This is a genomic window from Citrobacter braakii, from assembly GCF_009648935.1.
Classification (GTDB): Bacteria; Pseudomonadota; Gammaproteobacteria; order Enterobacterales; family Enterobacteriaceae; genus Citrobacter; species Citrobacter braakii.
Genome location: NZ_CP045771.1, coordinates 60,217 through 85,746 on the forward strand (window position 1 = coordinate 60,217; position 25,530 = coordinate 85,746).

At 53.2% G+C, this 25,530-nt stretch carries 23 protein-coding genes; 13 read left to right on the forward strand and 10 right to left on the reverse strand.

Going from position 1 to position 25,530, the window contains the following annotated elements; genetic code table 11:
- Window positions 1–193 precede the first annotated feature (193 nt).
- The gene (gene mrcB / locus GFC06_RS00270; protein ID WP_016151745.1) at window positions 194–2,734 is read right to left on the reverse strand and encodes a bifunctional glycosyl transferase/transpeptidase; all 2,541 of its coding nucleotides are present in this window, start codon (window positions 2,732–2,734) and stop codon (window positions 194–196) included.
- Between the two features lie 135 nt (window positions 2,735–2,869).
- A complete protein-coding gene (gene hrpB / locus GFC06_RS00275; RefSeq protein ID WP_194831208.1) occupies window positions 2,870–5,299 on the reverse strand; it encodes an ATP-dependent helicase HrpB in 2,430 nt (809 codons plus the stop codon).
- 73 nt (window positions 5,300–5,372) lie between these two features.
- Between hrpB and thpR the strand changes: the two genes are divergently transcribed.
- The 9 genes from thpR (at window position 5,373) to panD (ending at window position 12,533) form a co-directional block, all read left to right on the forward strand.
- On the forward strand, window positions 5,373–5,903 hold the full coding sequence (gene thpR / locus GFC06_RS00280; RefSeq protein WP_153689713.1) for an RNA 2',3'-cyclic phosphodiesterase: 531 nt from the start codon (window positions 5,373–5,375) through the stop codon (window positions 5,901–5,903).
- A gap of 15 nt (window positions 5,904–5,918) precedes the next feature.
- Window positions 5,919–6,623, forward strand: a complete 705-nt coding sequence (gene sfsA / locus GFC06_RS00285; RefSeq protein ID WP_016151742.1) for a DNA/RNA nuclease SfsA — start codon at window positions 5,919–5,921, stop codon at window positions 6,621–6,623.
- Window positions 6,624–6,800: 177 nt separating this feature from the next.
- Window positions 6,801–7,256, forward strand: coding sequence for an RNA polymerase-binding protein DksA (dksA, locus tag GFC06_RS00290; protein ID WP_003018625.1), 456 nt, complete (start codon window positions 6,801–6,803; stop codon window positions 7,254–7,256).
- Between the two features lie 70 nt (window positions 7,257–7,326).
- Complete coding sequence (gluQRS, locus tag GFC06_RS00295) at window positions 7,327–8,223, forward strand: tRNA glutamyl-Q(34) synthetase GluQRS (protein ID WP_016155714.1); 897 nt, start codon at window positions 7,327–7,329, stop codon at window positions 8,221–8,223.
- A 71-nt stretch (window positions 8,224–8,294) separates the two neighbouring features.
- Complete coding sequence (gene pcnB / locus GFC06_RS00300; protein WP_203457720.1) at window positions 8,295–9,689, forward strand: polynucleotide adenylyltransferase PcnB; 1,395 nt, start codon at window positions 8,295–8,297, stop codon at window positions 9,687–9,689.
- On the forward strand, window positions 9,686–10,165 hold the full coding sequence (folK, locus tag GFC06_RS00305; protein ID WP_019078392.1) for a 2-amino-4-hydroxy-6-hydroxymethyldihydropteridine diphosphokinase: 480 nt from the start codon (window positions 9,686–9,688) through the stop codon (window positions 10,163–10,165). The genes pcnB and folK overlap by 4 nt, the downstream gene beginning before the upstream one ends.
- Before the next feature lie 120 nt (window positions 10,166–10,285).
- Window positions 10,286–11,077 carry a 3-methyl-2-oxobutanoate hydroxymethyltransferase gene (gene panB / locus GFC06_RS00310; protein WP_153689714.1) on the forward strand — a complete coding sequence of 264 codons (792 nt, stop codon included), beginning with the start codon at window positions 10,286–10,288 and terminating at the stop codon, window positions 11,075–11,077.
- Window positions 11,078–11,202: 125 nt separating this feature from the next.
- On the forward strand, window positions 11,203–12,057 hold the full coding sequence (panC, locus tag GFC06_RS00315) for a pantoate--beta-alanine ligase (protein WP_016151737.1): 855 nt from the start codon (window positions 11,203–11,205) through the stop codon (window positions 12,055–12,057).
- Between the two features lie 95 nt (window positions 12,058–12,152).
- The gene (panD, locus tag GFC06_RS00320) at window positions 12,153–12,533 is read left to right on the forward strand and encodes an aspartate 1-decarboxylase (RefSeq protein ID WP_000621526.1); all 381 of its coding nucleotides are present in this window, start codon (window positions 12,153–12,155) and stop codon (window positions 12,531–12,533) included.
- Between the two features lie 6 nt (window positions 12,534–12,539).
- Here the strand turns inward: panD and GFC06_RS00325 are convergent, their stop codons facing one another.
- The 4 genes from GFC06_RS00325 to GFC06_RS00340 all read right to left on the reverse strand — a co-directional run bounded on the left by GFC06_RS00325 (window position 12,540) and on the right by GFC06_RS00340 (window position 16,068).
- Window positions 12,540–13,769, reverse strand: coding sequence for a polysaccharide deacetylase family protein (locus GFC06_RS00325; protein ID WP_153689715.1), 1,230 nt, complete (start codon window positions 13,767–13,769; stop codon window positions 12,540–12,542).
- A gap of 61 nt (window positions 13,770–13,830) precedes the next feature.
- Window positions 13,831–14,271, reverse strand: a complete 441-nt coding sequence (locus GFC06_RS00330; protein ID WP_016151735.1) for a PTS sugar transporter subunit IIA — start codon at window positions 14,269–14,271, stop codon at window positions 13,831–13,833.
- A 103-nt stretch (window positions 14,272–14,374) separates the two neighbouring features.
- Complete coding sequence (locus tag GFC06_RS00335; RefSeq protein WP_003829467.1) at window positions 14,375–15,145, reverse strand: ABC transporter permease; 771 nt, start codon at window positions 15,143–15,145, stop codon at window positions 14,375–14,377.
- Entirely contained in the window at window positions 15,142–16,068 is a 927-nt protein-coding gene (locus tag GFC06_RS00340; RefSeq protein ID WP_046275357.1) for an ABC transporter ATP-binding protein, read from the reverse strand. Before GFC06_RS00340 ends, GFC06_RS00335 begins: the two co-directional genes overlap by 4 nt.
- Window positions 16,069–16,169: 101 nt before the next feature.
- Here GFC06_RS00340 and can point away from each other — a divergent pair, with 101 nt between their 5' ends.
- Complete coding sequence (can, locus tag GFC06_RS00345; RefSeq protein ID WP_016151733.1) at window positions 16,170–16,859, forward strand: carbonate dehydratase; 690 nt, start codon at window positions 16,170–16,172, stop codon at window positions 16,857–16,859.
- A gap of 70 nt (window positions 16,860–16,929) precedes the next feature.
- On the opposite strand, the gene hpt is transcribed toward can, so the two are convergent.
- Window positions 16,930–17,466, reverse strand: coding sequence for a hypoxanthine phosphoribosyltransferase (hpt, locus tag GFC06_RS00350; protein ID WP_016151732.1), 537 nt, complete (start codon window positions 17,464–17,466; stop codon window positions 16,930–16,932).
- Between the two features lie 203 nt (window positions 17,467–17,669).
- Here hpt and GFC06_RS00355 point away from each other — a divergent pair, with 203 nt between their 5' ends.
- A complete protein-coding gene (locus GFC06_RS00355) occupies window positions 17,670–20,060 on the forward strand; it encodes a glucose/quinate/shikimate family membrane-bound PQQ-dependent dehydrogenase (RefSeq protein WP_032931273.1) in 2,391 nt (796 codons plus the stop codon).
- A 34-nt stretch (window positions 20,061–20,094) separates the two neighbouring features.
- Here the strand turns inward: GFC06_RS00355 and GFC06_RS00360 are convergent, their stop codons facing one another.
- Together GFC06_RS00360 and cueO are read right to left on the reverse strand one after the other, a co-directional pair.
- A complete protein-coding gene (locus GFC06_RS00360) occupies window positions 20,095–20,616 on the reverse strand; it encodes a hypothetical protein (protein ID WP_016155709.1) in 522 nt (173 codons plus the stop codon).
- Window positions 20,617–20,737: 121 nt separating this feature from the next.
- Entirely contained in the window at window positions 20,738–22,354 is a 1,617-nt protein-coding gene (gene cueO, locus GFC06_RS00365) for a multicopper oxidase CueO (protein WP_103766821.1), read from the reverse strand.
- Window positions 22,355–22,507: 153 nt separating this feature from the next.
- Here cueO and GFC06_RS00370 point away from each other — a divergent pair, with 153 nt between their 5' ends.
- Window positions 22,508–22,855 carry a YacC family pilotin-like protein gene (locus tag GFC06_RS00370; RefSeq protein WP_003018667.1) on the forward strand — a complete coding sequence of 116 codons (348 nt, stop codon included), beginning with the start codon at window positions 22,508–22,510 and terminating at the stop codon, window positions 22,853–22,855.
- Between the two features lie 27 nt (window positions 22,856–22,882).
- On the opposite strand, the gene GFC06_RS00375 is transcribed toward GFC06_RS00370, so the two are convergent.
- Window positions 22,883–23,878 carry a LacI family DNA-binding transcriptional regulator gene (locus GFC06_RS00375; RefSeq protein WP_103766822.1) on the reverse strand — a complete coding sequence of 332 codons (996 nt, stop codon included), beginning with the start codon at window positions 23,876–23,878 and terminating at the stop codon, window positions 22,883–22,885.
- 239 nt (window positions 23,879–24,117) lie between these two features.
- Between GFC06_RS00375 and GFC06_RS00380 the strand changes: the two genes are divergently transcribed.
- Window positions 24,118–25,521: a sugar porter family MFS transporter gene (locus GFC06_RS00380; protein WP_103766823.1), complete on the forward strand. Its 1,404-nt coding sequence runs from the start codon at window positions 24,118–24,120 to the stop codon at window positions 25,519–25,521.
- Window positions 25,522–25,530: the final 9 nt, after the last annotated feature.

Genomic DNA, 25,530 nt, shown 5'->3' on the forward strand with positions numbered 1-25,530 from the left:
GAATTATTATTATAACGGCAGCATAATATTCGAAACTCTGGCGAGATAGCAAGCAATACGCGTCCCTACTAAAACTGAGGGGTTAAGAAATAACCAGATGAAAAGAAAGGGTTAATAAATTAGGCTGGAATGTTATTCGGCCCTGAGAATGGACCAAAGAAGAAAAACCCGCCGAAGCGGGTTTTGAGCAATATCAGTTACTGCCGAACATATCCTTTATCCAGCCAGCGACACCATCGCTATCTTTCTTCTCCTGCTGCGCCGGTTGTTGCTGCTGCTGTTGAGGCTGCTGCTGCGGCGTTGACTGATCGAACGGATTCCCGGTCGGCTGTTGCATCATTTCACCCTGCTGACACAGCGAATCAGGATCGGTAGTCCATACCGGAAGCGTACGCATCCCCCCGCTACAAACGAAGTTACCGTCGTAGTCCACGCCCATATCCACCACATCTTCCGGCGGCGTCAGCACCAGCGGTGTTGGCGTCTGGTTAGCCAGATAACGCTGATAAATCGACATCGCACCGCTGGCACCGTACAGCTTGGTTGGCTGGTTGTTATCACGGCCCACCCAAGTGATGGTTACCTGGCTGCCGTCGATCCCGGCAAACCAGGTATCCACGTTGTTGTTAGTGGTCCCGGTTTTCCCTGCCAGATGAAGCCCAGGATATTTCGCGCCAAGCTGGCGGCCCGTACCACGCTGAACCACCTGTTGCATGGTCCACAGCGTCATATACGCCGCCTGCGCCGGAACGGCACGCTCGGCCTGTGGGAAGCTCTGATACAGCACCGTACCATCTTCGGCAATCACCGAACGCAGCGCCGACAGCGGCGCGCGGTTCCCGCCGCTGGCGATAGTCTGGAACGCCTGCGCCACTTCGATCGGCGTCAGGTTCAACGCCCCCAGCAGCATGGCTGGAACCGGATTAAGCTGATCTTTCGGCGCGCCCAGCTTCAGCCAGGTATCGGTTACGGCAGGCAGGCCCAGCGCCATCCCCAGATTTACCGTTGGCACGTTCATTGAGCGCGTTAACGCATCCACCAGCATCACTTTTCCGCTTTCGCTATAGCGACGGTCATCGTTCTGCGGCGACCACACCTGGCCGTTAGGCTGACGCAGCGCAATCGGGGCATCGGCAATCCAGGTATTCAGACGATACAGCTTCGGCTGGCTGAGCGCGGTCAGATAGGTCGCTGGTTTAGCCAAAGAACCAATCGAACGACGTGCCTGCATCGCACGGTTATAACCAGCGAACTGCGGTTCTGCCCCCCCGACCATGGCACGCACTTCGCCGCTGAAGCGGTCGACCACCACAATCGCGGTTTCCAGATCGCTCAGCTTACGTTGTTTCTTCAGCACCGGAATACCTTCCACCGCCGCTTTTTCTGCAGCATCCTGCGCCACGGAATCAAAGGTGGTGAAAATCTTCACGCCGGAGAGGTCTTTAACTTTATCGCCCAGCTTCGCCTGTAGCTCCTGGCGCACCATCTGCATAAAGGCGGGCTGCGGTGAGATCACCCCACCACGCGGCTGTACGCCTAACGGACGCGCACTCAGCATGTCATACAGATCCTGGTCGATAATCTGCTGCTGTTGTAGCAAGCGCAGCACCAGGTTACGACGCTCCAGTGCCAGCTTCGGGTTACGCCACGGGTTATAGATTGACGCTCCTTTAACCATCCCTACCAGCAGCGCCTGCTGGTCGAGGCTCAGCTCTTCCACCGGACGGCCAAAGTAGTAGAGGCTCGCCAGCGGGAAGCCGCGGATCTCATTGTCACCGCTTTGACCGAGATAGACTTCGTTCATGTACAGCTCAAGAATGCGGTCTTTGCTGTAACGCGCATCCATGATCAGCGCCATATAGGCTTCGTTGGCTTTACGCCAATAGGAACGTTCGCTGGACAGGAACAGGTTTTTCACCAGTTGCTGGGTCAGCGTACTGGCCCCTTGTACCGTGCGCCCCGCCGTCAGGTTCGCCAGCACCGCGCGGCCAATGGAATAGAGGCTGATACCGTCATGCTCATAGAAGTGACGATCTTCGGTCGCCAGCAGCGTGTCCACCAGCAGATCCGGGAATCCACTGCGCGGGACAAACAGGCGCTGCTCACCGTTAGGCGAAGAGAGCATGGTAATCAGCCGCGGATCGAGACGGAAGAAACCGAACTGGCGGTTGTTATCCATATTCTCGATGGTATCCAGATGGTCGCCATCAAAGGTCAGACGCGCGCGCACCTGCCCTTCTTTACTGTCCGGAAAATCAAACGGACGACGGATCATCTCGATGCTTTTCGCCTGCACGGTGAATTCGCCAGGGCGCGTCATCTTCGTCACCTGACGATACTGCGTAGCCTCCAGCAGTTTCACCATCTCGTTCTTGCCGATCGGCATTTCTGGCTCAAGGTTAACCATACGGCCATATACTGCCGCAGGAAGCTGCCAGACTTTACCATCTATACGGCTGCGGATTTTTTGGTCCAGATAAACGCCGTAAATAGCGATCAGCACCAAAAAAACAATCGACAGTTTTACCAGCAGCCAGAACCAGCCGCGTTTACCACGAGGCTTACGCCCTTTGCCTTTACCCTTACGCGGCATCGGTTCTTCATCCTCATAGTCATCATCATCATAATCGTCGTCATACTCTTCATCTCTGAGTTGACGACGGCTCACCTTTTGTTTCACCGGACGCGAGGGTTTCCCTTTACGTCCAATTGGCTCGCGGTCATTCCCGGCCATGCTTTTTCTCCGCAACATTCAGGCGCAAGGGCCCGATTCTCTGTTCTTCCGTCAGTTAACAGAAGAAGAAATCTCTCAATTTACTGCCGTGTTTATACCGGATGACGGTTTCGCTTTATCCGGCCTACAGTTTCATTACGAATACTTCTTTGTTCGCCGCGTTGGCGCGGTATTCGCCGGATCGTCCGGCCAGACATGTTTGGGATAGCGCCCTTTCATCTCTTTTTGCACCTCACGGTACGATCCCTGCCAGAACGCGCTTAAATCGCTCGTTACCTGCAACGGTCGTTGGGCCGGAGACAGCAGTTCCAGCACCAGCGGCACGCGCCCCTCGGCGATGGTTGGGGTCTTCGCTTCACCAAACATTTCCTGCATCCGAACCGCCAATACCGGAGGGTTATCCTCATGATAGCGAATGGCAATCCGGCTTCCCGTCGGCACAGTGTAATGCGCTGGCAGTTCACTATCCAGACGTTGCAGCATTGACCAATCCAGCAAACCGCGCAACGCCTGACCCACATTTAGCGCTTTTAACGCGCGTAACGAGTGCACACCGCTCATGTGCGGCAGCAGCCAGCTCTCCAGCGTCGCCAGCAGAGAATCCTCATCTACCGCGGGCCAGTTATACTCTGGCAACCAGTTTGCCGCACATTGCAGACGCAGGCGAAACTGCTCGGCTTCCGGCGTCCAGTTGAGCACACTTAGCCCTTTATCGCGAATGCCGTTCAACATCGCCAGGTGCAACTCCTCTTCCGAGGGTTTGGCCAGCGCCTGTACTTTTACCGTTAGCTGGCCAATGCGCGACCGACGCAATGCTTTTAACGTTCCCTGAGTTTCATCCCATTCGATGGTGTCAGACTGTTGTAACAGTTCAGGGCATGCCTGTATCAGCACTTCGATATCCAGCGGCAGAGCCAGCAGAATACGCGCATCCGGCGAAGCGCTGCCCTGCAGTAACAGCGGCGCAATCAGCCATTCATGGCGTCCGGAGGCGTCATCGGCATCCAGCATTGCCCCCATGCCATTCGCCAGTTGATAGCGCCCTTCCTGCCCGCGCCGACGCGCGATCCGATCGGCAAACGCCTGCGCCAGTAATGAGGGGAGCAGCGCGCTGTCCGGCTGTCCGCTGCGAACGTTAAGCCGTTTCAGTAATTGTTGGCTGCGCTGCTGCCAGGCGGGCTGATTTCGTGAAAACGCTACAGCCAGATCGGTACTGCTACCGCGCGGCGGCTCTTCCAGAATCGCAGCCAGTTTTGCCGCCGTTGCCGCTTCATTGTCATTGTTGGCGCTAACCAGCATAGCCGCTAAACGGGGGTCGTTACCCAACGTCGCCATTTTCTGCCCCCTGGCGCTGAGCCTGTCACCCTCAAGCGCCCCCAGCATCTGCAGCAGCCGCTTTGCCGCCTTCAGGTTAATGGCGGGCGGGGTATCCAGCCAGTTCAGTTGCTCAGGGTCGGTGCATCCCCATTGCAGTAACTCCATCAGCAGTCCGGACAGGTCGCTCTGTAAAATCTCCGGTTCTCCCTGTGCCGCCGCTCTTTCCGCCTGCTCTTTGGCAAGCAAATGTAGGCAGATACCAGGTTCCAGACGGCCCGCGCGTCCCGCTCGCTGGGTCATCGAGGCCTGGCTTATGCGTTGGGTAATCAGTCGCGTTAAACCGGTACGCGCATCATATCGCGCCACGCGCTCCTGGGCGCTGTCCACCACCAATCGGATGCCTTCGATAGTTAAGCTGGTTTCGGCAATATTGGTCGCCAGCACCACTTTGCGCTTGCCTTGCGGCGCGGGCAAAATCGCCTGACGCTGTTCGGCAAGCGTCAGCGCGCCGTACAGTGGGCACAACAACACATCGCTGCCCACACGCGTTGCCAGTTGCTCCTGCACGCGCTGGATTTCCCCTACACCCGGTAAAAACAGCAGCAGCGACCCGCTTTCATGGCGCAGGAGTTCTGCCGTCGCTATCGCTACCGCTTCAGCAAAACGCAGATGCGCCGCCAACGGCTGATATCGTCGCTCAACGGGAAAAGCGCGGCCTTCAGAAACGATCGTCGGCGCATCGGGCAACATCTGCTGCAAACGCCCGTTGTCCAAAGTGGCAGACATGATCAACAGTTTCAGATCGTCACGCAGCCCTTGCTGCACATCCAGCAACAGCGCCAGCGCCAGGTCGGCCTGCAAACTCCGCTCGTGAAATTCGTCGAGAATGACCAGCCCAACGCCCGTCAATTCGGGGTCGCGCTGGATCATGCGCGTCAGAACCCCCTCCGTCACCACCTCAAGGCGGGTCAGCGGCCCTACGCAGCTTTGCGCACGCATGCGATACCCCACGGTCTCGCCAGGCTTTTCATTCAGCAATTCCGCCAACCGCTGCGCCACATTGCGTGCTGCCAGACGCCGCGGCTCCAGCAAAATAATCCGTCCCTTGATACCGCGATGTTCAAGGAGTCGCAACGGCAGCCAGGTTGATTTCCCGGCACCGGTCGGCGCCGTCAGCAAAACCTGCGACGAGGCATCAAGGGCGGTAAGTAGTTCAGGCACTACGGCGGCAACGGGCAACGACGTCACAAATGACTCCAGAGGGTTAACATTCTTCGCGCTGCATTGTAGCATCGCGTTAATTCATAACCGAGTATCCATCATGTCTGAGCCAAAAAGGCTGTTCTTTGCGATTGAATTGCCTGGCGAGGTTCGGGAGCAGTTAATCCACTGGCGGGCCGCGCAGTTCCCCCCTGAAGCGGGTCGTCCCGTCACCGCCGATAATCTGCATCTGACGCTCGCCTTTTTGGGCGACGTCAGCGCTGAGAAGCAGCATGCGTTAACGCAGCTTGCAGGGCGTATTCGCCAGCCGGGTTTTACGCTCAAACTCGACGATGCCGGGCAATGGCTGCGCTCGCGTGTCGTGTGGTTGGGAATGCGTCAGCCGCCGCGCGGGCTGCTGCAGTTGGCGAACATGTTGCGGGCACAAGCCGCACGCAGTGGGTGCCACCAGAGCCCGCAGCCTTTTCACCCGCATATCACGCTGCTGCGTGACGCCGGTCACGCGGTATCTATCCCTCCGCCAGGGTTTGGCTGGTCGTTTCCGGTAACGGAGTTTGGGCTTTACTCCTCCTCATTCATGCGAGGACGCACGCGTTACACGCAGTTGCAACGCTGGACGCTGACTGAATAATCAAAGGAACTGTTCATGCAATTTTCTCCACCTTTACAACCTGCAACGCTCATTCAGCGCTATAAGCGTTTTTTAGCGGATGTGATCACACCGGATGGCACAACGTTAACGCTACACTGCCCCAATACGGGAGCGATGACCGGCTGCGCAACGCCGGGAGATACTGTCTGGTATTCGACATCAGAAAATACCAAACGAAAATATCCACATACCTGGGAATTAACGCAAACCCAATCCGGTGCACTTATTTGTGTTAACACGCTGTGGGCCAATAGATTAACGAAAGAGGCTATTCAGCGTTCGTTAATTTCGGAAGTTTCAGACTACAGCACCTTGAAAAGTGAAGTAAAATACGGCGCCGAAGGGAGCCGCATCGACTTTTTGTTACAGGCGGATTCCCGACCTGACTGCTATATTGAAGTGAAATCAGTCACGTTGGCGGAAAAAGATCAGGGTTATTTTCCCGATGCCATCACTGAACGAGGTCAGAAACATCTTCGGGAATTGATGAGCGTAGCGGCCGAAGGCAAGCGCGCGGTGATATTTTTCGCGGTGTTGCATTCAGCCATTACACGGTTTTCACCCGCGCGCCATATCGATGCAAAATATGCGCAATTATTAGTTGAAGCACAGCTTAAGGGGGTAGAAATTCTGGTTTATAAAGCGGAACTTTCTGCCCATGGTATGACTCTTAAAGAGCCGTTGCCCATTACCTTGTAATGGTGTAAACATTCGGTTAATTAGTATTCTGGGCGCGTGGGCAAATACGCTTTTCCTCACAGGGTTGTCAAGTGTTACGTTTAGATAATTGCTATCCGGAAAAGCATCTGCTATTTATAGCGACCTGATTTTTCCCCCGAACATGGGGATCGATAGTGCGTGTTAAGGAGAAGCAACATGCAAGAAGGGCAAAACCGTAAAACATCGTCCCTGAGTATTCTCGCCATCGCTGGGGTGGAGCCGTACCAGGAGAAACCGGGCGAAGAGTATATGAACGAAGCCCAGCTGTCGCACTTCAGGCGTATTCTTGAGGCATGGCGTAATCAACTTAGGGATGAAGTTGATCGCACCGTATCTCATATGCAAGACGAAGCGGCTAACTTCCCTGATCCGGTGGACCGCGCCGCACAGGAAGAAGAATTCAGCCTTGAGCTGCGTAACCGTGATCGTGAGCGCAAACTGATCAAAAAGATCGAGAAGACGCTGAAGAAAGTAGAAGACGAAGATTTCGGCTACTGCGAATCATGCGGCGTAGAAATTGGTATTCGCCGTCTGGAAGCGCGTCCGACAGCCGATCTGTGCATCGACTGTAAAACGCTGGCAGAAATCCGCGAAAAACAAATGGCAGGTTAATTCCGGTCATTTTTACCACGTTTACTTCAGGCGGGAGCTTCTCCCGCCTTATTATTTGTTAGCCCGCAAAATGAGCGATTCACATTATATTGGCCGCTTCGCCCCTTCCCCCTCTGGCGAACTCCATTTTGGTTCACTGATTGCCGCCCTCGGGAGTTACCTGCAGGCTCGTGCTCGTCGCGGAATCTGGCGGGTACGCATTGAAGATATTGACCCCCCTCGTGAAGTTCCCGGTGCTGCAGACACGATTCTGCGTCAGCTGGAACATTACGGGCTGCACTGGGATGGCGATATTTTATGGCAATCCCAGCGTCATGACGCCTACCGCGAGGCGCTGGCCTGGCTGCATCAGCAGGATCTGAGCTATTACTGCACCTGTACACGCGCGCGTATTCAAAGCGTCGGCGGTATTTACGACGGTCATTGCCGTGAGCTACGCCACGGGCCTGAACAGGCGGCGGTCCGCATTAAGCAACGCCATCCGGTGATGCAGTTTACGGACCAACTGCGCGGTGTGATTCAGGCTGATCCGCGGCTTGCAAAGGAAGATTTTATTATTCACCGTCGCGACGGGCTGTTTGCCTATAACCTCGCGGTGGTGGTAGACGACCACTTCCAGGGCGTGACGGAAATTGTGCGCGGTGCCGATCTTATCGAACCGACGGTACGGCAAATTTCGTTGTATCAACAGTTCGGCTGGCAAGCGCCGGACTATATTCATCTGCCGCTGGCGCTCAACGAACAAGGCGCTAAACTTTCAAAACAAAATCATGCACCTGCACTGCCGCAAGGCGATCCACGCCCGGTGATTGTTGCTGCGCTGCGCTTTCTCGGCCAGCACTCCGATATCCCGTGGCAGGAGATGCGCGTGGATCAGATTCTCACGTTTGCCATTGAAAACTGGAGTCTGACAGCGGTGCCAGAATCGGCGATCGTAAATCCGCCATTCTCAAATGCATCATGCTGAGCTATGATTAGCCGCTATTTTTACACAGCAACACTTGTTCTGATTGAAGTTTGACACTACCGAGGTGCACTATTTTTACCCGAGTCGCTAATTTTTGCCGCAAGGTGCTAAGCCGCGAGGAGCGCGAGGCCGAGCTCGCCGTCGCCCGTCCACACATGACGGTAATCCCGCGTGAGCAGCACTCTATCTCCCGCAAAGATATCAGTGAAAATGCCCTGAAGGTAATGTACAGGCTCAATAAGGCCGGATACGAGGCATGGCTGGTTGGCGGAGGCGTACGCGATCTTTTGCTGGGCAAAAAGCCGAAAGATTTTGATGTCACGACTAACGCCACGCCAGATCAGGTGCGAAAACTGTTTCGTAACTGTCGTCTGGTTGGTCGCCGTTTCCGTCTGGCCCATGTCATGTTTGGCCCGGAAATTATCGAAGTGGCAACTTTCCGTGGTCATCATGAAGGCAGCGAGTCCGATCGCACAACCTCACAGCGCGGACAAAACGGTATGCTGCTGCGCGACAACATCTTCGGCTCCATCGAAGAAGATGCCCAGCGTCGCGACTTCACGATTAACAGCCTGTATTACAGCGTGGCCGATTTCACCGTGCGTGATTACGTTGGTGGCATGCAGGATCTCGAAGAGGGCATCGTTCGCCTGATCGGTAATCCGGAAACGCGCTACCGCGAAGACCCTGTACGTATGCTGCGGGCCGTGCGCTTTGCCGCCAAGCTCGACATGCGTATCAGCCCGGAAACCGCTGAGCCAATCCCGCGTCTGGCAACACTGCTTAACGATATTCCCCCCGCACGCCTGTTTGAAGAAGCACTCAAACTGTTACAGGCGGGCTATGGGTATGAAACCTATAAAAAACTGCGTGAGTACAGCCTGTTCCAGCCGCTGTTCCCCACCATTACGCGCTATTTCACCGAAGACGGTGACAGCCCAATGGAACGCATCATCGCTCAGGTGCTGAAGAATACCGATAACCGCATCCACAATGATATGCGCGTTAACCCGGCGTTCTTGTTCGCCGCCATGTTCTGGTATCCGTTACTGGAAGCTGCGCAGAAAATTGCCCAGGAAAGCGGTCTGGCTTACTACGATGCCTTCGCACTGGCGATGAACGACGTACTGGATGAAGCCTGCCGCTCGCTGGCGATCCCGAAACGTCTGACCTCGCTGACCCGTGATATCTGGCAGTTGCAGCTACGCATGTCTCGTCGCCAGGGCAAACGCGCCTGGAAGCTGATGGAGCATCCGAAGTTCCGCGCCGCTTACGATCTGCTGGCCCTGCGTGCCGAAGTGGAAAACAACGCTGAACTGCAGCGTCTGGCGCAGTGGTGGGGAGAATTCCAGGTTTCAGCACCGCCGGAACAAAAAGGCATGCTCAACGAACTCGACGAAGAACCGGAACGCCGTCGTCATCGTCGCCCGCGTAAACGCGCCCCGCGCCGTGAAGGTTCCGCGTGACCATCGCCTATATCGCTCTCGGCAGTAATCTGGCCTCTCCTCTGGAGCAGGTTAATGCTGCCGTAAAAGCGATTGGCGACATTCCCGACAGTCGTATCGTCGCTGTTTCCTCCTTTTACCGCACACCGCCATTAGGCCCACAGGATCAGCCAGATTACCTGAACGCCGCCGTGGCGCTGGAAACCACTCTCGCTCCCGAAGAATTGCTTAATCATACCCAACGCATTGAGCTGCAACAGGGACGCGTACGTAAAGCCGAACGCTGGGGGCCGCGCACTCTGGACCTCGATATTATGCTGTTTGGCGATGAAGTGATTAACACCGAACGTCTGACCGTGCCGCACTACGACATGAAAAACCGTGGTTTTATGCTGTGGCCGCTCGCTGAAATCGCACCTGATCTTATCTTCCCGGAGGGTATCAGCCTGCATCAGCACCTCACCCATCTTGGTGCAGCAAAACCTGCACACTGGTAAAGTATCCTCTCCCCTTCCGCGTTTACTACTTTAGTGCCAAACGGTTGCTTAAAACAATTGCCCCCCTGAATGTGACTGTTAGAATGCCGATAAATATGACTTTCATCATCAGGAAATGTTATGAAACCCACCACCATTTCACTGCTACAGAAATGCAAGCAAGAGAAAAAACGCTTCGCAACCATTACCGCCTACGACTACAGCTTTGCTAAGTTATTTGCCGACGAAGGCATCAATGTGATGCTGGTTGGCGACTCGCTGGGCATGACGATTCAGGGGCATGACTCCACCCTACCGGTCACCGTTGAAGATATTGCTTACCACACTCGTGCCGTACGTCGTGGCGCTCCCAACTGTCTGCTGCTCTCCGACCTGCCATTTATGGCTTACGCCACGCCGGAACAAGCATTTGAAAACGCCGCGGTGGTGATGCGGGCGGGCGCTAATATGGTCAAAATTGAAGGCGGCGCCTGGCTGGTGGATACGGTAAAAATGCTCACCGAACGCGCCGTACCGGTTTGCGGTCATCTGGGATTAACACCGCAGTCGGTGAATATTTTCGGCGGCTATAAAATTCAGGGCCGCGGCGACGCCGGGCAGGTATTGCTGGATGACGCGCTGGCCTTAGAAGCCGCTGGCGCTCAGTTGCTGGTGCTGGAGTGCGTGCCGGTTGAGCTGGCGAAGCGCGTCACCGAAGCGCTGTCGATTCCGGTTATCGGTATCGGCGCAGGTAACGTCACCGATGGACAAATCCTCGTCATGCACGATGCCTTTGGTATTACCGGTGGCCACATCCCGAAATTTGCGAAGAATTTCCTCAATGAAGCAGGCGACATGCGCGCCGCAGTGCGGCAGTATATAGCTGAAGTGGAGTCCGGCGTTTATCCGGGCGAAGAACACAGTTTTCACTAATTTTTCAGGCCATATATCGGCCTGAAAAGCGTAGCGCCATCAGGCGGTTCGCTGCATGTTGCCGGATGGCGGCGTAAACGCCTTATCCGGCCTACGGTTCCTCAGGCAACTCAAGGAGTCTTGTCGTGTTAATCATTGAAACCCTGCCGCTGCTGCGCCAGCATATTCGTCGTCTGCGTCAGGAAGGCAAACGCGTCGCTCTGGTTCCCACCATGGGCAACCTGCACGACGGCCATATGAAGCTGGTCGATGAGGCAAAAGCGCGGGCTGATGTGGTGATCGTCAGCATTTTCGTCAACCCGATGCAGTTTGACCGACCGGACGATCTGGTGCGCTATCCGCGCACGCTGCAGGAAGATTGTGAAAAGCTGAACAAGCGTAAAGTCGATTATGTTTTTGCGCCTGCCGTTGAGGAAATCTACCCGCAGGGGCTGGAAGGCCAGACGTTCGTTGAAGTTCCCGGTCTCTCCACCATGCTGGAAGGCGCCAGCCGTCCAGGCCATTTCCGTGGCGTTTCCACTATCGTCAGCAAGCTGTTTAACCTGATCCAGCCAGATATAGCCTGCTTTGGCGAGAAAGATTTCCAGCAGCTCGCACTGATCCGCAAAATGGTGGCGGATCTGGGTTATGACATTGAGATCGTTGGCGTGCCGATTATTCGCGCCAAAGACGGTCTGGCGCTTAGCTCACGTAACGGCTATCTGACCGCAGAGCAGCGAAAAATTGCGCCGGGTCTGCACAAAGTGATGAACGGCATCGCTGAAAAGCTGCTTGCCGGCCATCGTGACCAGGAAGAGATTATTGCCATTGCCGAGCAGGAACTGAATGAAAAAGGCTTCCGTGCCGACGATATTCAGATTCGTGATGCCGACACGCTGCTGGAGCTGACGGAAACCAGTAAACGCGCGGTGATTCTGGCCGCCGCCTGGCTGGGTCAGGCACGTCTGATCGATAATCAAAGCGTTACATTAGCCCAGTAGACAGGGGTTAAAAATCAGGCAATACTGCCTGAGAATTTCTCAAAGCAGGCCAGTAGTGCCTGCTTAGCCAAGGTAAACGACAGGGTATAGAAGTTATGATTCGCACCATGCTGCAAGGCAAGCTCCACCGCGTAAAAGTCACGCAGGCGGACCTGCACTACGAAGGCTCCTGCGCCATCGACCAGGATTTCCTCGATGCCTCTGGTATTCTGGAAAACGAAGCTATTGATATCTGGAACGTGACCAACGGTAAACGTTTCTCAACCTACGCGATTGCGGCTGAACGCGGCTCCAGAATCATCTCGGTGAACGGCGCAGCGGCACACTGTGCTGAAGTCGGCGACATTGTGATTATCGCCAGCTTCGTCACCATGTCTGATGAAGAAGCCCGCACCTGGCGTCCGAAAGTGGCCTATTTTGAAGGCGACAACGAAATGAAGCGCACCGCGAAAGCCATTCCGGTACAGGTTGCCTGACAGCCCTTACCCCTGCGGCTGATTACTTATCAGCCGCGACATCGTCTCCAGCGAATCCGTTCTTAAAATATAAAGTCTTTTCAATAAGAACGGATTATCCCCCGGTTTAACCTTCCCTCTCACCGTGGTGACCGCCATGTGGAATCCCGCGTCGCCTGCCGCTTTTACTGCCGTGGCGTTATAGCCGCCAAACGGGTACGAAAGATAAAGAACGTGAGGGTTAAACTGAGACAACGCCCGACGCGAACGGGCAAAATCAAACAGAATATTGTGATAGCTGCGACTCAGCAGGATTGGCCGGTGATTCGCATCAACCCGATGTAAAAAATGGGTATGCGACTGGAAGTCGAACACGTCCCTGATCTCATTCAGTTCCGCGATGCTCATAAACTGCAGTGATTTCGGATCCCACTTCTGCGGGTGGCGCTTGATACGTGAGGAGATAATAAACGCCGTTGCCTTCATGCCGTGCTGCTTCAGAATCGGGTAAGCATAACGACTCACCGACTTCAGACCATCATCAAAAGTCAGCACCACCGCCCGCGCCGGGAGATTCATATTATTGCGAACATAGCCTTCCAGTTGGTACATCGTCAACGTGGTGTAGCCGCGGTCCTGTAGCCAGGCCATCTGGTTGCTGAAGGCGCGTACGGAGGTTGTCGTGGAGGTGTGGCGAAAACGGGTATTCTCTTCATCGCGCAGAATATGGTGATAGGTTAACACCGGGATACCGTTGTCTTCCTGCGCATCCAGAGCGCTGATATAGGCCAGTCTGCCGCCAATACGGATCTGGTACCAGGTTTGGTTGAGACGGTCTTTAAGCTTACTGATAACCGGATAACGCAGATTATCCGCCAGCACGCCAAACGGGGCGCTACCAACATCCGGAGCGTTATAAACCGGCGTATCTTTCCAGGTGATCAGGCTTTGGTTGCTGAGAGGTTTATTGAGATCGCCCAGACCATCATCGACTTTCTGCCGCCCCTGCACAGGCTCCAGATGCCCCTTATCAATAAACCCGGTACCAAAACCAAAGGTAAATTCGTAATAGTCTGCCGCAATTGGCTCAATGGCGAGGATCTGCCCGGCGCGAATATTTCCTACCGTCACCATCTTGTTGCCAATCTGCGCCCACACGGCGGCTGCTTCGGTGGTTTGCATGTAGCGAGCAGGCAAAGCCGCAGCTATGCTGCCAGAAAACAGGAGCAATAAAACAAGCAGAACGCGCATCACCATATGAGATAACCGAGGCGAGAAACCCCGGCTATTGTAGCAAAAGCGCCATCAATACCAATGATTAATACTCATACAAATCATGCTTCAACACGAAGGGGGGATTTTTCTGTTGTTGATGCCAGAGGCTAGAGACTTCGGGCCCGCCAAGCGCAACGATGCTATCACGAAACGCAGAACTGCTCATCGATTCCCGCGACGAAAGCATTCGCTCAAGCAATGGATAACTGATACCTGAAATCACTTCACACTGGGGATGTTTATGGCTCATTAACGAAGCCACGCGGTAAGGCGCGGCCCCGGCCATATCCGTCAGGAATATCACACCCTCGCCAGAGTCTGTAGCATGCAGGGCATGACACATCATGCGGCTTAGCATATTCGAGCTAAGCCCACGCCAAAAACTCACCGCCTGGCATTGAACCAACGGGCCGTACTTTTTCTCCAGACGATGCAGCATATCCTGTGCCTTATCATCATGACAGGTAATTACCCAACCTAGCATTGCCTACCTCCTTAGCAGGCAAGTAGTTTATCAGGGTGATAAATCCGTAATGGTGATAAGCATCAAAAGTCTTCCTCTCCCGGGTAAGGAGAGGAAGAAAGACTTAGCTGCGCAGGCCGCGTCCGCGCTGAATCAGGTACCAGCACAGCAAATAAAATGCTGCGATAAACACCACCAGCACGCCAAAGGTGGTGACCAGCGGAACATCGTGGATCCCCAGGAAGCCGTAACGGAAACCGCTAATCATGTAGACAATCGGGTTCAGATGGGACAGTCCCTGCCAGAATGGCGGCAGCAGCGTTAACGAATAGAAAACGCCGCCCAGATAGGTCAGCGGAGTCAGCACGAAGGTTGGGATCAGGCTGATATCGTCAAAGGTTTTAGCGAAAACCGCGTTCAACAGACCGGCCAGCGAAAACAGCACCGCTGTTAACACCAGCGTAAGCGCCACAAAGACCCAGGAATGCACCTGGAACGGCACGAAGAACAGCGAAATCGCTGTTACCAGGATCCCTACGCACAGGCCACGCGCCACGCCGCCGCCAACAAAACCGGCGATGATCACGTGCGTCGGTACCGGAGCGACCAGTAGCTCTTCAATGTTGCGTTGAAACTTGGCGCTGAAGAATGACGATGCCACGTTGGCGTACGAGTTGGTAATTACCGCCATCATAATCAGCCCTGGCACGATAAACTGCATGTAGCTAAAACCATGCATTTCGCCGATTCGCGAGCCGATCAGGTTACCAAAGATTATAAAATAGAGCGTCATAGTAATGACGGGAGGAACCAGAGTCTGGACCCAGATACGCATAAAGCGGTGGATCTCTTTCGCCCAGATGCTTTTCAGCGCAACCCAATAAAGCTGCATCATGCGCGATCTCCTTGTTTTTCATGCACCAGAGAAACAAACAGTTCTTCCAGTCGGTTCGCTTTGTTTCGCATACTCAATACCTGAATGCCCTGGGCGCTCAGCTGTGAGAACACGCTGTTGACCCCCTGTTCACGCAGGACTTCCACTTCCAGCGTGGAGGTATCCACCAGCCGGTATTGATAGCCCTCCAGTTTTGGCAGCGGGCTTTTCGGCGCCAGATCGAGAATAAAAGTCTCGGATTTCAGCTTAGAGAGCAGGCTCTTCATCGAGGTGTTTTCCACCAGCTCGCCGTGCTGAATAATACCGATGTTGCGACACAGCATTTCCGCTTCTTCGAGATAGTGAGTGGTCAGAATAATCGTGGTGCCTTTGTCGTTTAAATCCTTTAAAAAACCCCACATTGAACGACGCAGCTCAATGTCGACCCCCGCCGTCGGTTCATCAAGGATGAGTAATTTAGGCTCGTGCATTAGTGCGCGGGCAATCATCAGACGGCGTTTCATCCCGCCGGAGAGCATGCGCGCGCGCTCATTACGTTTTTCCCATAAATCGAGCTGCTTTAAATATAATTCGCTGCGTTTGACCGCCTCTTTATACTCAACGCCGTAATAACCCGCCTGGTTGACTACGATCTGCTGCACGGTTTCAAACGGGTTAAAGTTAAACTCCTGCGGTACCAGACCAAGCTGGCGTTTCGCATTAACGGTATCTTTTTCAAGATCGTATCCGAAGACGCTCACCCGCCCAGAGGTTTTATTCACCAGCGAGCTGATTATCCCGATGGTGGTGGACTTGCCTGCGCCATTCGGTCCCAAAAGCGCATAAAAATCCCCCGCTTCGACTTGCAAATCTATTCCGCGTAACGCCTGAACGCCACCGGGATAGGTTTTTTTAAGTTGTTGAAGTTCCAGAGCAATGGTCATGGTTTTTTACTTACCTTACATTCTAATGCTTGATATTTGGTTTTAATAAATCAGGAGTTAACCTATATTAGCGCAACGCAATTCAATTGGTTACAGCCTCCATGAAAGACATAGATACACTCATCAGCAACAACGCGCTATGGTCAAAGATGCTGGTAGAAGAGGATCCCGGATTTTTTGAAACGCTGACTCACGCACAAAATCCGCGCTTTTTATGGATTGGATGTTCCGACAGTCGCGTTCCCGCAGAACGTTTAACCGGTCTTGAGCCGGGTGAATTATTTGTTCACCGTAATGTTGCCAATCTGGTTATTCACACCGACCTGAACTGTCTCTCAGTGGTTCAGTATGCGGTGGATGTGCTGGAAGTGGAACATATTATTATTTGCGGCCACTATGGATGTGGTGGCGTACAGGCGGCTATTGAAAATAAAGAACAGGGGCTGATTGATAACTGGTTACTGCATATTCGCGATATCTGGTTTAAACACAGTTCACTGCTGGGCGAAATGCCGCAGGAACGTCGCATTGACACCCTGTGCGAACTGAATGTAATGGAGCAGGTCTACAACTTGGGCCACTCAACCATCATGCGTTCAGCCTGGAAGCGCGGTCAGAAAGTTACCATTCACGGCTGGGCTTACGGTATTCATGATGGCCTGCTGCGCGATCTGGACGTCACCGCCACCAGTCGCGAGACGCTGGAGCAGCGCTATCGCCAGGGGCTGTCTAACCTCAGCCAGAAACATACCAATCACAAGCAGATACCAACAAGCGGCAGCGACGCTTAAGTCGCTTTTCGGCCTGCGGGGAAGTATCGTGCAGGCCGAATAAGCAAAGCGCCATCAGGCGCTCCCGACATTACTCGTCCAGCAGCACCACTTTGCCAACGTACGGCAGATGGCGATAACGCTGGGCATAGTCAATGCCATAGCCGACAACAAACTCATCTGGGATAGAGAATCCGATAAACTCAACCGGAACATCCACTTCACGACGGGTAGGTTTGTCCAGCAGCGTACAAATAGCCAGGGATTTCGGCTCGCGCAGGCTCAGAATCTCGCGCACTTTTGACAACGTGTTACCGGAGTCGATGATGTCTTCGACAATCAGCACGTCCTTGCCACGAATGTCTTCATCCAGGTCTTTCAGGATTTTAACATCGCGCGTGGTGGACATTCCGCTGCCATAGCTGGAAGCAGTCATGAAATCGACTTCGTGGGAGACATGCACTTCACGGCACAGGTCGGCCATAAACATAAATGAGCCGCGTAACAGACCAACCAGCACCATATCGCTGCCGCTGTCCTTGTAACGTTCGTTAATCTGACGTCCCAGTTCAGCAATACGCGCTTTGATCTCCGCTTCCGGGATCATGACTTCAACAGTATGTTTCATATCTCTAACCATATGATTTAAAAACAAATCACTCAATGCTAACTTTTAATAAGCCAGCATCTAAGCGCAAGGCACGCAGTATACCAGCAAAAGCATTCATACGCGGCATCTGTTGATAAAGTTCATAATGTGACGTTTATCACGCGTTTTAGCTCCTATAATTAACTGCTATTAAAGAAATAACACCTGTGATGGTATTTTTTATGGCAAATAACAACGTACGTTCTCAACGGCTTATCGTGACCCTGAGCGCCCTGTTTGCGGCACTTTGTGGACTATATCTCCTGATTGGTGGAGGCTGGCTGGTCGCCATCGGTGGCTCCTGGTATTACCCGATCGCGGGCCTTGCCATGCTCGGTGTGGCTCTCCTGCTGTGGCGCAGTAACCGTTCCGCCCTTTGGCTGTATGCCGCCCTGCTTCTCGCCACCATGATTTGGGGCGTCTGGGAAGTCGGCTTTGATTTCTGGGCGCTGACGCCGCGTAGCGACATCCTGGTCTTCTTTGGTATCTGGCTTATCCTGCCTTTCGTCTGGCATCGCCTGATTATCCCTTCCAGTGGCGCAGTAGCGGCGCTGGTGGTGGCCCTGCTGATTAGCGGCGGTATCCTGACCTGGGCTGGCTTCAACGATCCACAAGAGGTTCACGGCACGCTGAGTGCAGATACCTCTCAGGCCGATGCAATCTCAGCGGTTGCCGACGAGGATTGGCCGGCTTACGGTCGCAATCAGGAAGGTCAACGCTACTCACCGTTAAAACAAATTAACGCTGACAACGTTCATCAGTTGAAAGAAGCCTGGGTATTTCGTACCGGGGATTTAAAACAACCCAACGATCCCGGTGAAATCACCAATGAAGTCACGCCAATAAAAGTGGGGGATACTCTTTATCTGTGTACCGCCCACCAGCGGCTGTTCGCCCTGGATGCGGCCAGCGGGAAAGAGAAGTGGCATTTCGATCCCCAACTCAATACCAATACCAGCTTCCAGCACGTAACCTGTCGCGGCGTTTCTTATCATGAAGCCAGACCGGATACAGCTTCTGCAGAGGTGATGGCCGACTGTCCGCGCCGCATCCTTTTGCCGGTCAATGATGGTCGACTGTTTGCCTTGAATGCCGAGACCGGCAAGCTGTGCGAAACCTTCGCCAATAAAGGTATTTTAAATCTGCAGACCAATATGCCGGATACCTCACCGGGCCTGTACGAACCAACGTCTCCCCCGATAATCACCGATAAAACTATCGTTATTGCCGGGTCGGTAACCGATAACTACTCAACCCGCGAAACATCCGGGGTGATACGTGGTTTTGACGTCAATAACGGCAAGCTTCTATGGGCGTTTGATCCCGGTGCCAAGGATCCTAATTTCATCCCGTCAGATGAACATACCTTCACCTTTAACTCACCCAACTCCTGGGCGCCTGCGGCCTACGACGCGAAGCTGGATCTGGTATATCTACCCATGGGCGTTACCACGCCGGATATCTGGGGCGGTAACCGCACACCGGAACAGGAACGTTACGCCAGCGCCATTCTGGCGTTAAATGCCACGACCGGGAAATTGGCCTGGAGCTATCAGACCGTTCACCACGATCTGTGGGATATGGACTTACCGGCGCAGCCAACCCTGGCGGATATCAACGTCAATGGAGAGAAAATTCCGGTCATTTATGCCCCGGCAAAAACCGGTAATATCTTTGTGCTCGACCGCCGTAATGGTGAACTGGTGGTGCCTGCCCCGGAAAAACCGGTGCCGCAAGGTGCAGCCAAAGGTGATTATGTCAGCAAAACCCAGCCGTTCTCCGATCTCAGTTTCCGTCCGCAAAAAGATCTCAGTGGTGCGGATATGTGGGGCGCAACCATGTTTGACCAGTTGGTGTGCCGCGTAATGTTCCACCAGCTGCGCTATGAAGGCATTTTTACCCCGCCTTCAGAGCAAGGCACTCTGGTGTTCCCGGGTAACCTCGGCATGTTCGAATGGGGCGGTATTTCCGTTGATCCCAACCGTCAGGTAGCCATTGCCAACCCGATGGCGCTGCCGTTCGTTTCTAAGCTGATCCCACGCGGTCCCGGCAATCCGATGGAGCCGCCGAAAGATGCCAAAGGTACTGGCACAGAGTCCGGTATTCAGCCGCAGTACGGCGTACCGTTCGGCGTAACGCTCAATCCGTTCCTTTCACCATTTGGTCTGCCGTGTAAACAGCCAGCATGGGGCTACATTTCCGCCGTAGATCTGAAAACCAATCAAGTGGTATGGAAAAAACGCATTGGCACGCCACAGGACAGCATGCCATTCCCAATGCCGGTTCCGGTGCCGTTCAATATGGGGATGCCGATGCTGGGTGGACCTATCTCCACCGCGGGTAACGTGCTGTTTATAGCTGCGACTGCCGATAACTATCTGCGCGCATACAACATGAGCAACGGTGAAAAACTGTGGCAGGGTCGGCTTCCGGCAGGCGGCCAGGCAACGCCGATGACGTATGAAGTTAACGGTAAGCAGTATGTGGTGATATCAGCCGGGGGCCACGGCTCATTTGGCACTAAGATGGGCGATTATATCGTGGCATACGCGTTGCCGGACGACGCGAAGTAAAATGGACAACGCCCGCTAATCAGCGGGCGTTTTTTTATTCAAACTTCAGTGACAGTAACGACGCTTTTGCGGCTTCCTGATACTGAGCCACCAGATCTTTGGTCATATTGAAGGAGACCTGCACCGCTTTCTCGTTTTGCGAGGTAATCAGCAGCATATTGAGAATTTCAGTATCCGGCGCTTGAGAACGGAAAGTAATCAGCCACGCTTTATGTCCATCAACCGTGACAGGTTCCGCCTGCGGCTTGAAATTGGTAAGCATCTTCAGTGTCGCATCCTTTGCCATATCCAACTGAGCGGCAGGCAACGCGTTGCGCCCGGCAGTAATACCTAGAGACGCTTTACCGCGTTCGTCACCGTAAATCACCTGTGGACGGTTTTCAGAAGGGTATTTGATTTTTGCCATTTCGTCCGGCATTGGCGTGAGCGTCTGCGGAATTTCGAGACTTAAATTCAGTTTTGAAATCTGTTGGCGTTCCATCTTCATCGCAGCCTGTGCCGAAACCGCCAGAAGCATAATAAAAGATGCCGTCAGTACTTTACGCAAAAGGGTCATGAATACCTCGTGATGAGTGATTAACCTCATCAGTATATGAATGCTTTTACTCGACGATAGAGTAATAATCCGTTTTTGGAATAAACATTTAGCGGATAGCGCCACCGCTATCCGCCGCTGTTTATACGGTAAAACCGAGCATCATCCCGGTATCCTCATGCTCTAACAAATGGCAGTGCGCCATATAGGCATGTTCCTTTGGCGCGTCGTGGTCAAATTTCACCAGCACCTCGCTCACGCCGCCCTCAACCCGCACCGTATCTTTCCATCCCGCGCGGTGCGCAGCAGGTGCTTTGCCATTTTCAGACAGAATACGGAACTGCGTGCCGTGAATGTGGAACGGATGCAGCATCATGTCGCCCTGACCGGAAATCACCCAGCGTTCGTGTTGACCTTTCGCCGCGGCAAACATCGGTTTATTCATATCAAACGCCTGACCATTAATCCGGTTGGCATTATGGAAATCGAATGTTCCATGCTTCATGTTGCCCATGTCACCATGCTGCATATTCCCCATCTCACCGTGGTTCATATTGCCATGCTTCATGTTCCCGTGGCCCATATTGTCATTATTCATATGGCCCATCATCTTGCCATGATCCATACCCGCCATAGCCTGAGCGCCGTACTTCTTCATCAACATTTGCATGCCCATCATGTCGAGCATTGGGTCCATCGATAATTGCAGTTTGCGCACCGTCAGTCCCTCAAGCGATGGCAGCGCCGGCATGGATGTCAGCGTATCCGGCAACGTGCCGGAAGCGGTAATCAGCAGCGGCTGAACGCGCATCACCGGATGCGGCTTATCAAATGGCGCAATCGCCATGCCCATCTGACCCACAGGCAGAGTAACCAGATCAAACGCTTTACCGTCACTCACATCCACCAGCACTTCAAAGCGTTCGCCCATCAGCATAGGAAGTTCGGTTACTTTTACTGGCTCCGCCAACAGTCCGCCGTCGCTGGCAATAACGTACAAAGGACGATTGTCGCTGGCCGCGATATTCAGTGAGCGTGCGTTACAACCATTTAGCAGACGCAGGCGTAGCCAACCGCGCGGTGCAGCATGCTGAGGATAAATCGCCCCATTGGTCAGCAGCGTATCGCCAAACCAACCGACGGCAGCGGTCATGATGTCCAGTTGATAGTTAACCTGACCATCAGCAGAGAACTGTTTATCCTGAATAATCACCGGCACATCATCAATGCCCCACTGCTTAGGCAGCAGCAGCTTGCGAATCTCTTCATCTTCAATCAGCACCAGTCCGGCCAGGCCCATCGCCACCTGACGACCGGTCTTCCCATGCTGATGCGGGTGGAACCAGCAGGTTGCCGCGCGCTGATCCGGTGTGAAGGTCACAGAACGTTTCCCACCCGCCGGAATAATACCTTGCGGGCCACCGTCGACTTCACCGGGGATTTCCAGCCCGTGCCAGTGCAACGTCGTCTCTTCGGCAAGCTGGTTATGGATATCCACCGTCACCGATTGCCCTTTACTCAGCTTGACCGCCGGCCCGAGCAAACTGCCGTTATATCCCCAGGTCGTGGCTGTTTTACCGGCAAAACTCGACTGTCCGGCTTGCACGATCAGCTGCATACGGTTAGAGGCATCTGCGGTTAACAGGTCTGGAATGGGTAATGCGGGACGGTCTGCAGCAAATACGCTCCGGCTCCACAGAGGTAACGCTGACGCGACGCCCAGCGCCACGGAGTACTTTAAAAAGTCACGACGTTGCATAATCACTTCCTTATATTCAGCAGCTTAAGCAGGCTATCTTTTAAGCATAAGCCCTCCCCTTACGGGAAGGTCAAGTAAACGGCTAATAATAAAGGTCGTCGCTTCGCTCGCAGTGTGCTAACGTTTAAATTCCGTGATGCAGTGGTAGAAGCAATGAAGACGTTTTTCAGAACCGTTTTGTTCGGCAGCCTGATGGCCGTATGCGCAAACAGCTACGCGCTTAGTGAGTCCGAAGCCGAAGATATGGCCGATTTAACGGCAGTTTTTGTTTTTCTGAAAAATGACTGTGGATACCAGAATTTGCCAAATGGGCAGATTCGTCGCGCGCTGGTCTTTTTTGCCCAGCAAAACCAGTGGGACCTGAGTAATTACGACACCTTCAATATGAAAGCGTTGGGTGAAGACAGCTACCGCGACCTCAGCGGTATAGGCATCCCAACGGCCAAGAAATGCAAAGCGCTGGCACGTGACTCCCTGAGCCTGTTGGCTTACGTTAAATAGCCGCGCTGCGGAACCAGCAAGCTTCGCTTACTCTTTTACCGGCAACGTCAGCAACACTGATTTTGCCTGGTTTTCCCCTTTAGTGACTCTCAATATCGCCAGCCCCAGTTGCCGCCCAACCTCTTCGTGATCGACGGTAAAGAGACAACTCGACGACACCACTCGCACAGAAAAATCGCTGCTTGCCGTGGCACACAGCATGTTTTTTTCATTGAGTCCGCACTCGGGTAACGAGGCCAGATAGTGACTCGCCCCCATCAGTAAAAAGTCGTTGATGAAAATAATGAAATCAGGCCGCTCTGGCTGCTGTAGAAATTGCCGCGCGGCCTCTTCACCGGAAGATTCAGCTACGCTGCCAAAGAAAACCAACCCGTCATGGTAATGAATCCCTTGCACCGCCAACGCCTGCAAACAGCCGGTCAAGAACTGACGGCCATGCATACTGTCCGGGCCAAGCGTCGCAATGGCAATACGTTGCGCTCCGAGACGCAGTGCCGCACGCACGCATTGTTTCCCCATCTCCTCATGATGAAAATCGACCCAATTGAAGTTCCCGCCCAGCGAGCGGCTTTGCCCCATCGTCACAAAGGGAAACTTTAGTTCATCAAGCAGAAGGATCCGTTCATCATCAATACGAGTGTCTGTCAGGATAATCGCGTCAGCACGGTTCTGCTCAACAATTTTATGCAGCAGTTGTAGCTCACTTTCGCGATCGGTAGAAATATGGATGACCGGATCGATGGCACTCTCTTTTAAACTAGCCTGTAGCCCCCTGGCGATAGCCATAAAGAACGAGGCGGTATGGATATTGCCATCATCCGCTGCAGGCAGCAGCAGAGCCACGACCCCTGTTTTACCACTACGCAAATAGCGGGCTGATGCATTTGGCCGGTAACCCAGTTTATCCGCCGCTTCCAGTACCTTTTTACGGGTGTGGTTACTAATATCACTTTTATTATTTAGCGCTTTCGAAACCGTCGCTGTCGAAAGATTAAGATACGCCGCTAGCTCTTTTATATTCATATTTATTATGGACTAAATAGCTCTGAACAAGGATATTCCTGCCAATTTAACTGATTAGTTTTTACGTGACAATAAAAAACATTTCGACACGACTTTATTGTGTAGCAACGATCACAATTATGCAGTTACAACCATTGAAATCATTATTTTTCAGATCTAGCATAAAACAATACGAAATCGATTAAGTATTAAAACAAAAAGCCCTGAAAAATAATCATACAAACAAAGGTACTTATATCATGACATTAGATAGTACGCTTCCAACTGCGGCCAAAAAACATAAAACGCGCCCCCAAGTCATCTGGATTTGCCTGTTGGCTGCGCTCGCAGGGCTGTTATTTGGCCTGGATATCGGCGTCATTTCCGGCGCTCTACCGCTGATCGCTAAAGAGTATCAACTGCTGGATAGCCAGCAGGAGTGGGTGGTCAGTTCAATGATGGTCGGCGCCGCCGTCGCAACTCTGTGTAGCGGTTTTCTGGCCTATCGCCTGGGCCGTAAATACGCTTTATTAATCGCCGCGGCCTCCTTTTGCATAGGAGCGATTATTTGCACCTGCGCAGTTGGCCCAGGGATGCTCATCGTCGGACGGCTGATCCTCGGCGTCGGTCTGGGTGTCGCATCTTATGCGACACCACTCTATCTTTCTGAAATAACGCCAAAAAACATTCGCGGTGCAATGATATCAGCCTATCAATTGATGATTGCGCTAGGCATCTTGCTGGTTTTTCTGACCAATACCGCCTTTAGCTACAGCGGTAACTGGCGCGGTATGCTGCTGGTTGTCGCCATCCCTTCACTGGTCTTTCTGTTCGGGGCGCTATTCCTGCCGCGCAGCCCGCGCTGGCTCATGATGCATGGCCGTGAAGAGGAGGCTCGGATAGTGTTAATCCGCCTGCGTAATAGCCGTGAAGAGGTGGAGAATGAGCTTAGCGAAATTAAAGAACAGCTCAACGTTAAGCAACAAGGCTGGAATTTATTCAAAGAAAACAGGAATTTTCGTCGCAGTGTTAGCCTGGGAATTATTTTGCAAATCATGCAGCAGTTCTCTGGCGTAAATGTGATGATGTATTACGCGCCGCGTATATTCCATGAAATTGGCTTCACTTCAACAGCCGAGCAGATGTGGGGCACGGTTATTGTGGGCTTCGTGATGACGCTCGCCACCTTTATTGCCGTCGGCTTCGTCGATCGCTGGGGACGAAAACCAATGCTGTACGCTGGTTTTATCACGATGGGTTTCGCTATGAGCATCGTAGGGACGTTGCTGGGTGGTGATGCGTTATCAGCGCTGGAGAAAGGTATCACGGTTACCATGCTGTTGCTGTTTATCGTCGGCTTCTCCATGTCTGCCGGGCCGCTTATCTGGTTATTGTGCTCTGAGATTCAACCGCTGAAAGGCCGAGAATTTGGTATCACCTGCTCTACTTTTACCTGTCACATCGCCGGGATGATTGTCAGTGCAACCTTCCTGTCATTGCTAAATAGTTTAGGTAGCGCCCATACATTTTATTTATATGCGCTACTGAATATTGTCGCCCTCGTGATCATCTATCTTTTTGTGCCTGAAACAAAAAATATTTCACTGGAGCGCATTGAGCAAAACCTGATGGCAGGAAAAAAACTGCGAAATATCGGACAATAATACAAGGGT

Bases quoted from the DNA above. Each gene is read 5' to 3' on its own strand.
- GFC06_RS00340 (WP_046275357.1), bottom strand. From the start codon at position 16,068: ATGACCATTGCTCTGGAACTTCAACAACTTAAAAAAACCTATCCCGGT.
- GFC06_RS00380 (WP_103766823.1), top strand. From the start codon at position 24,118: ATGACATTAGATAGTACGCTTCCAACTGCGGCCAAAAAACATAAAACG.
- GFC06_RS00360 (WP_016155709.1), bottom strand. From the start codon at position 20,616: ATGACCCTTTTGCGTAAAGTACTGACGGCATCTTTTATTATGCTTCTG.
- GFC06_RS00375 (WP_103766822.1), bottom strand. From the start codon at position 23,878: ATGAATATAAAAGAGCTAGCGGCGTATCTTAATCTTTCGACAGCGACG.
- GFC06_RS00335 (WP_003829467.1), bottom strand. From the start codon at position 15,145: ATGATGCAGCTTTATTGGGTTGCGCTGAAAAGCATCTGGGCGAAAGAG.
- GFC06_RS00330 (WP_016151735.1), bottom strand. From the start codon at position 14,271: ATGCTAGGTTGGGTAATTACCTGTCATGATGATAAGGCACAGGATATG.
- cueO (WP_103766821.1), bottom strand. From the start codon at position 22,354: ATGCAACGTCGTGACTTTTTAAAGTACTCCGTGGCGCTGGGCGTCGCG.
- sfsA (WP_016151742.1), top strand. From the start codon at position 5,919: ATGCAATTTTCTCCACCTTTACAACCTGCAACGCTCATTCAGCGCTAT.
- dksA (WP_003018625.1), top strand. From the start codon at position 6,801: ATGCAAGAAGGGCAAAACCGTAAAACATCGTCCCTGAGTATTCTCGCC.
- GFC06_RS00370 (WP_003018667.1), top strand. From the start codon at position 22,508: ATGAAGACGTTTTTCAGAACCGTTTTGTTCGGCAGCCTGATGGCCGTA.
- GFC06_RS00355 (WP_032931273.1), top strand. From the start codon at position 17,670: ATGGCAAATAACAACGTACGTTCTCAACGGCTTATCGTGACCCTGAGC.
- can (WP_016151733.1), top strand. From the start codon at position 16,170: ATGAAAGACATAGATACACTCATCAGCAACAACGCGCTATGGTCAAAG.
- thpR (WP_153689713.1), top strand. From the start codon at position 5,373: ATGTCTGAGCCAAAAAGGCTGTTCTTTGCGATTGAATTGCCTGGCGAG.
- gluQRS (WP_016155714.1), top strand. From the start codon at position 7,327: ATGAGCGATTCACATTATATTGGCCGCTTCGCCCCTTCCCCCTCTGGC.
- mrcB (WP_016151745.1), bottom strand. From the start codon at position 2,734: ATGGCCGGGAATGACCGCGAGCCAATTGGACGTAAAGGGAAACCCTCG.
- hpt (WP_016151732.1), bottom strand. From the start codon at position 17,466: ATGAAACATACTGTTGAAGTCATGATCCCGGAAGCGGAGATCAAAGCG.
- panD (WP_000621526.1), top strand. From the start codon at position 12,153: ATGATTCGCACCATGCTGCAAGGCAAGCTCCACCGCGTAAAAGTCACG.
- GFC06_RS00325 (WP_153689715.1), bottom strand. From the start codon at position 13,769: ATGGTGATGCGCGTTCTGCTTGTTTTATTGCTCCTGTTTTCTGGCAGC.
- panB (WP_153689714.1), top strand. From the start codon at position 10,286: ATGAAACCCACCACCATTTCACTGCTACAGAAATGCAAGCAAGAGAAA.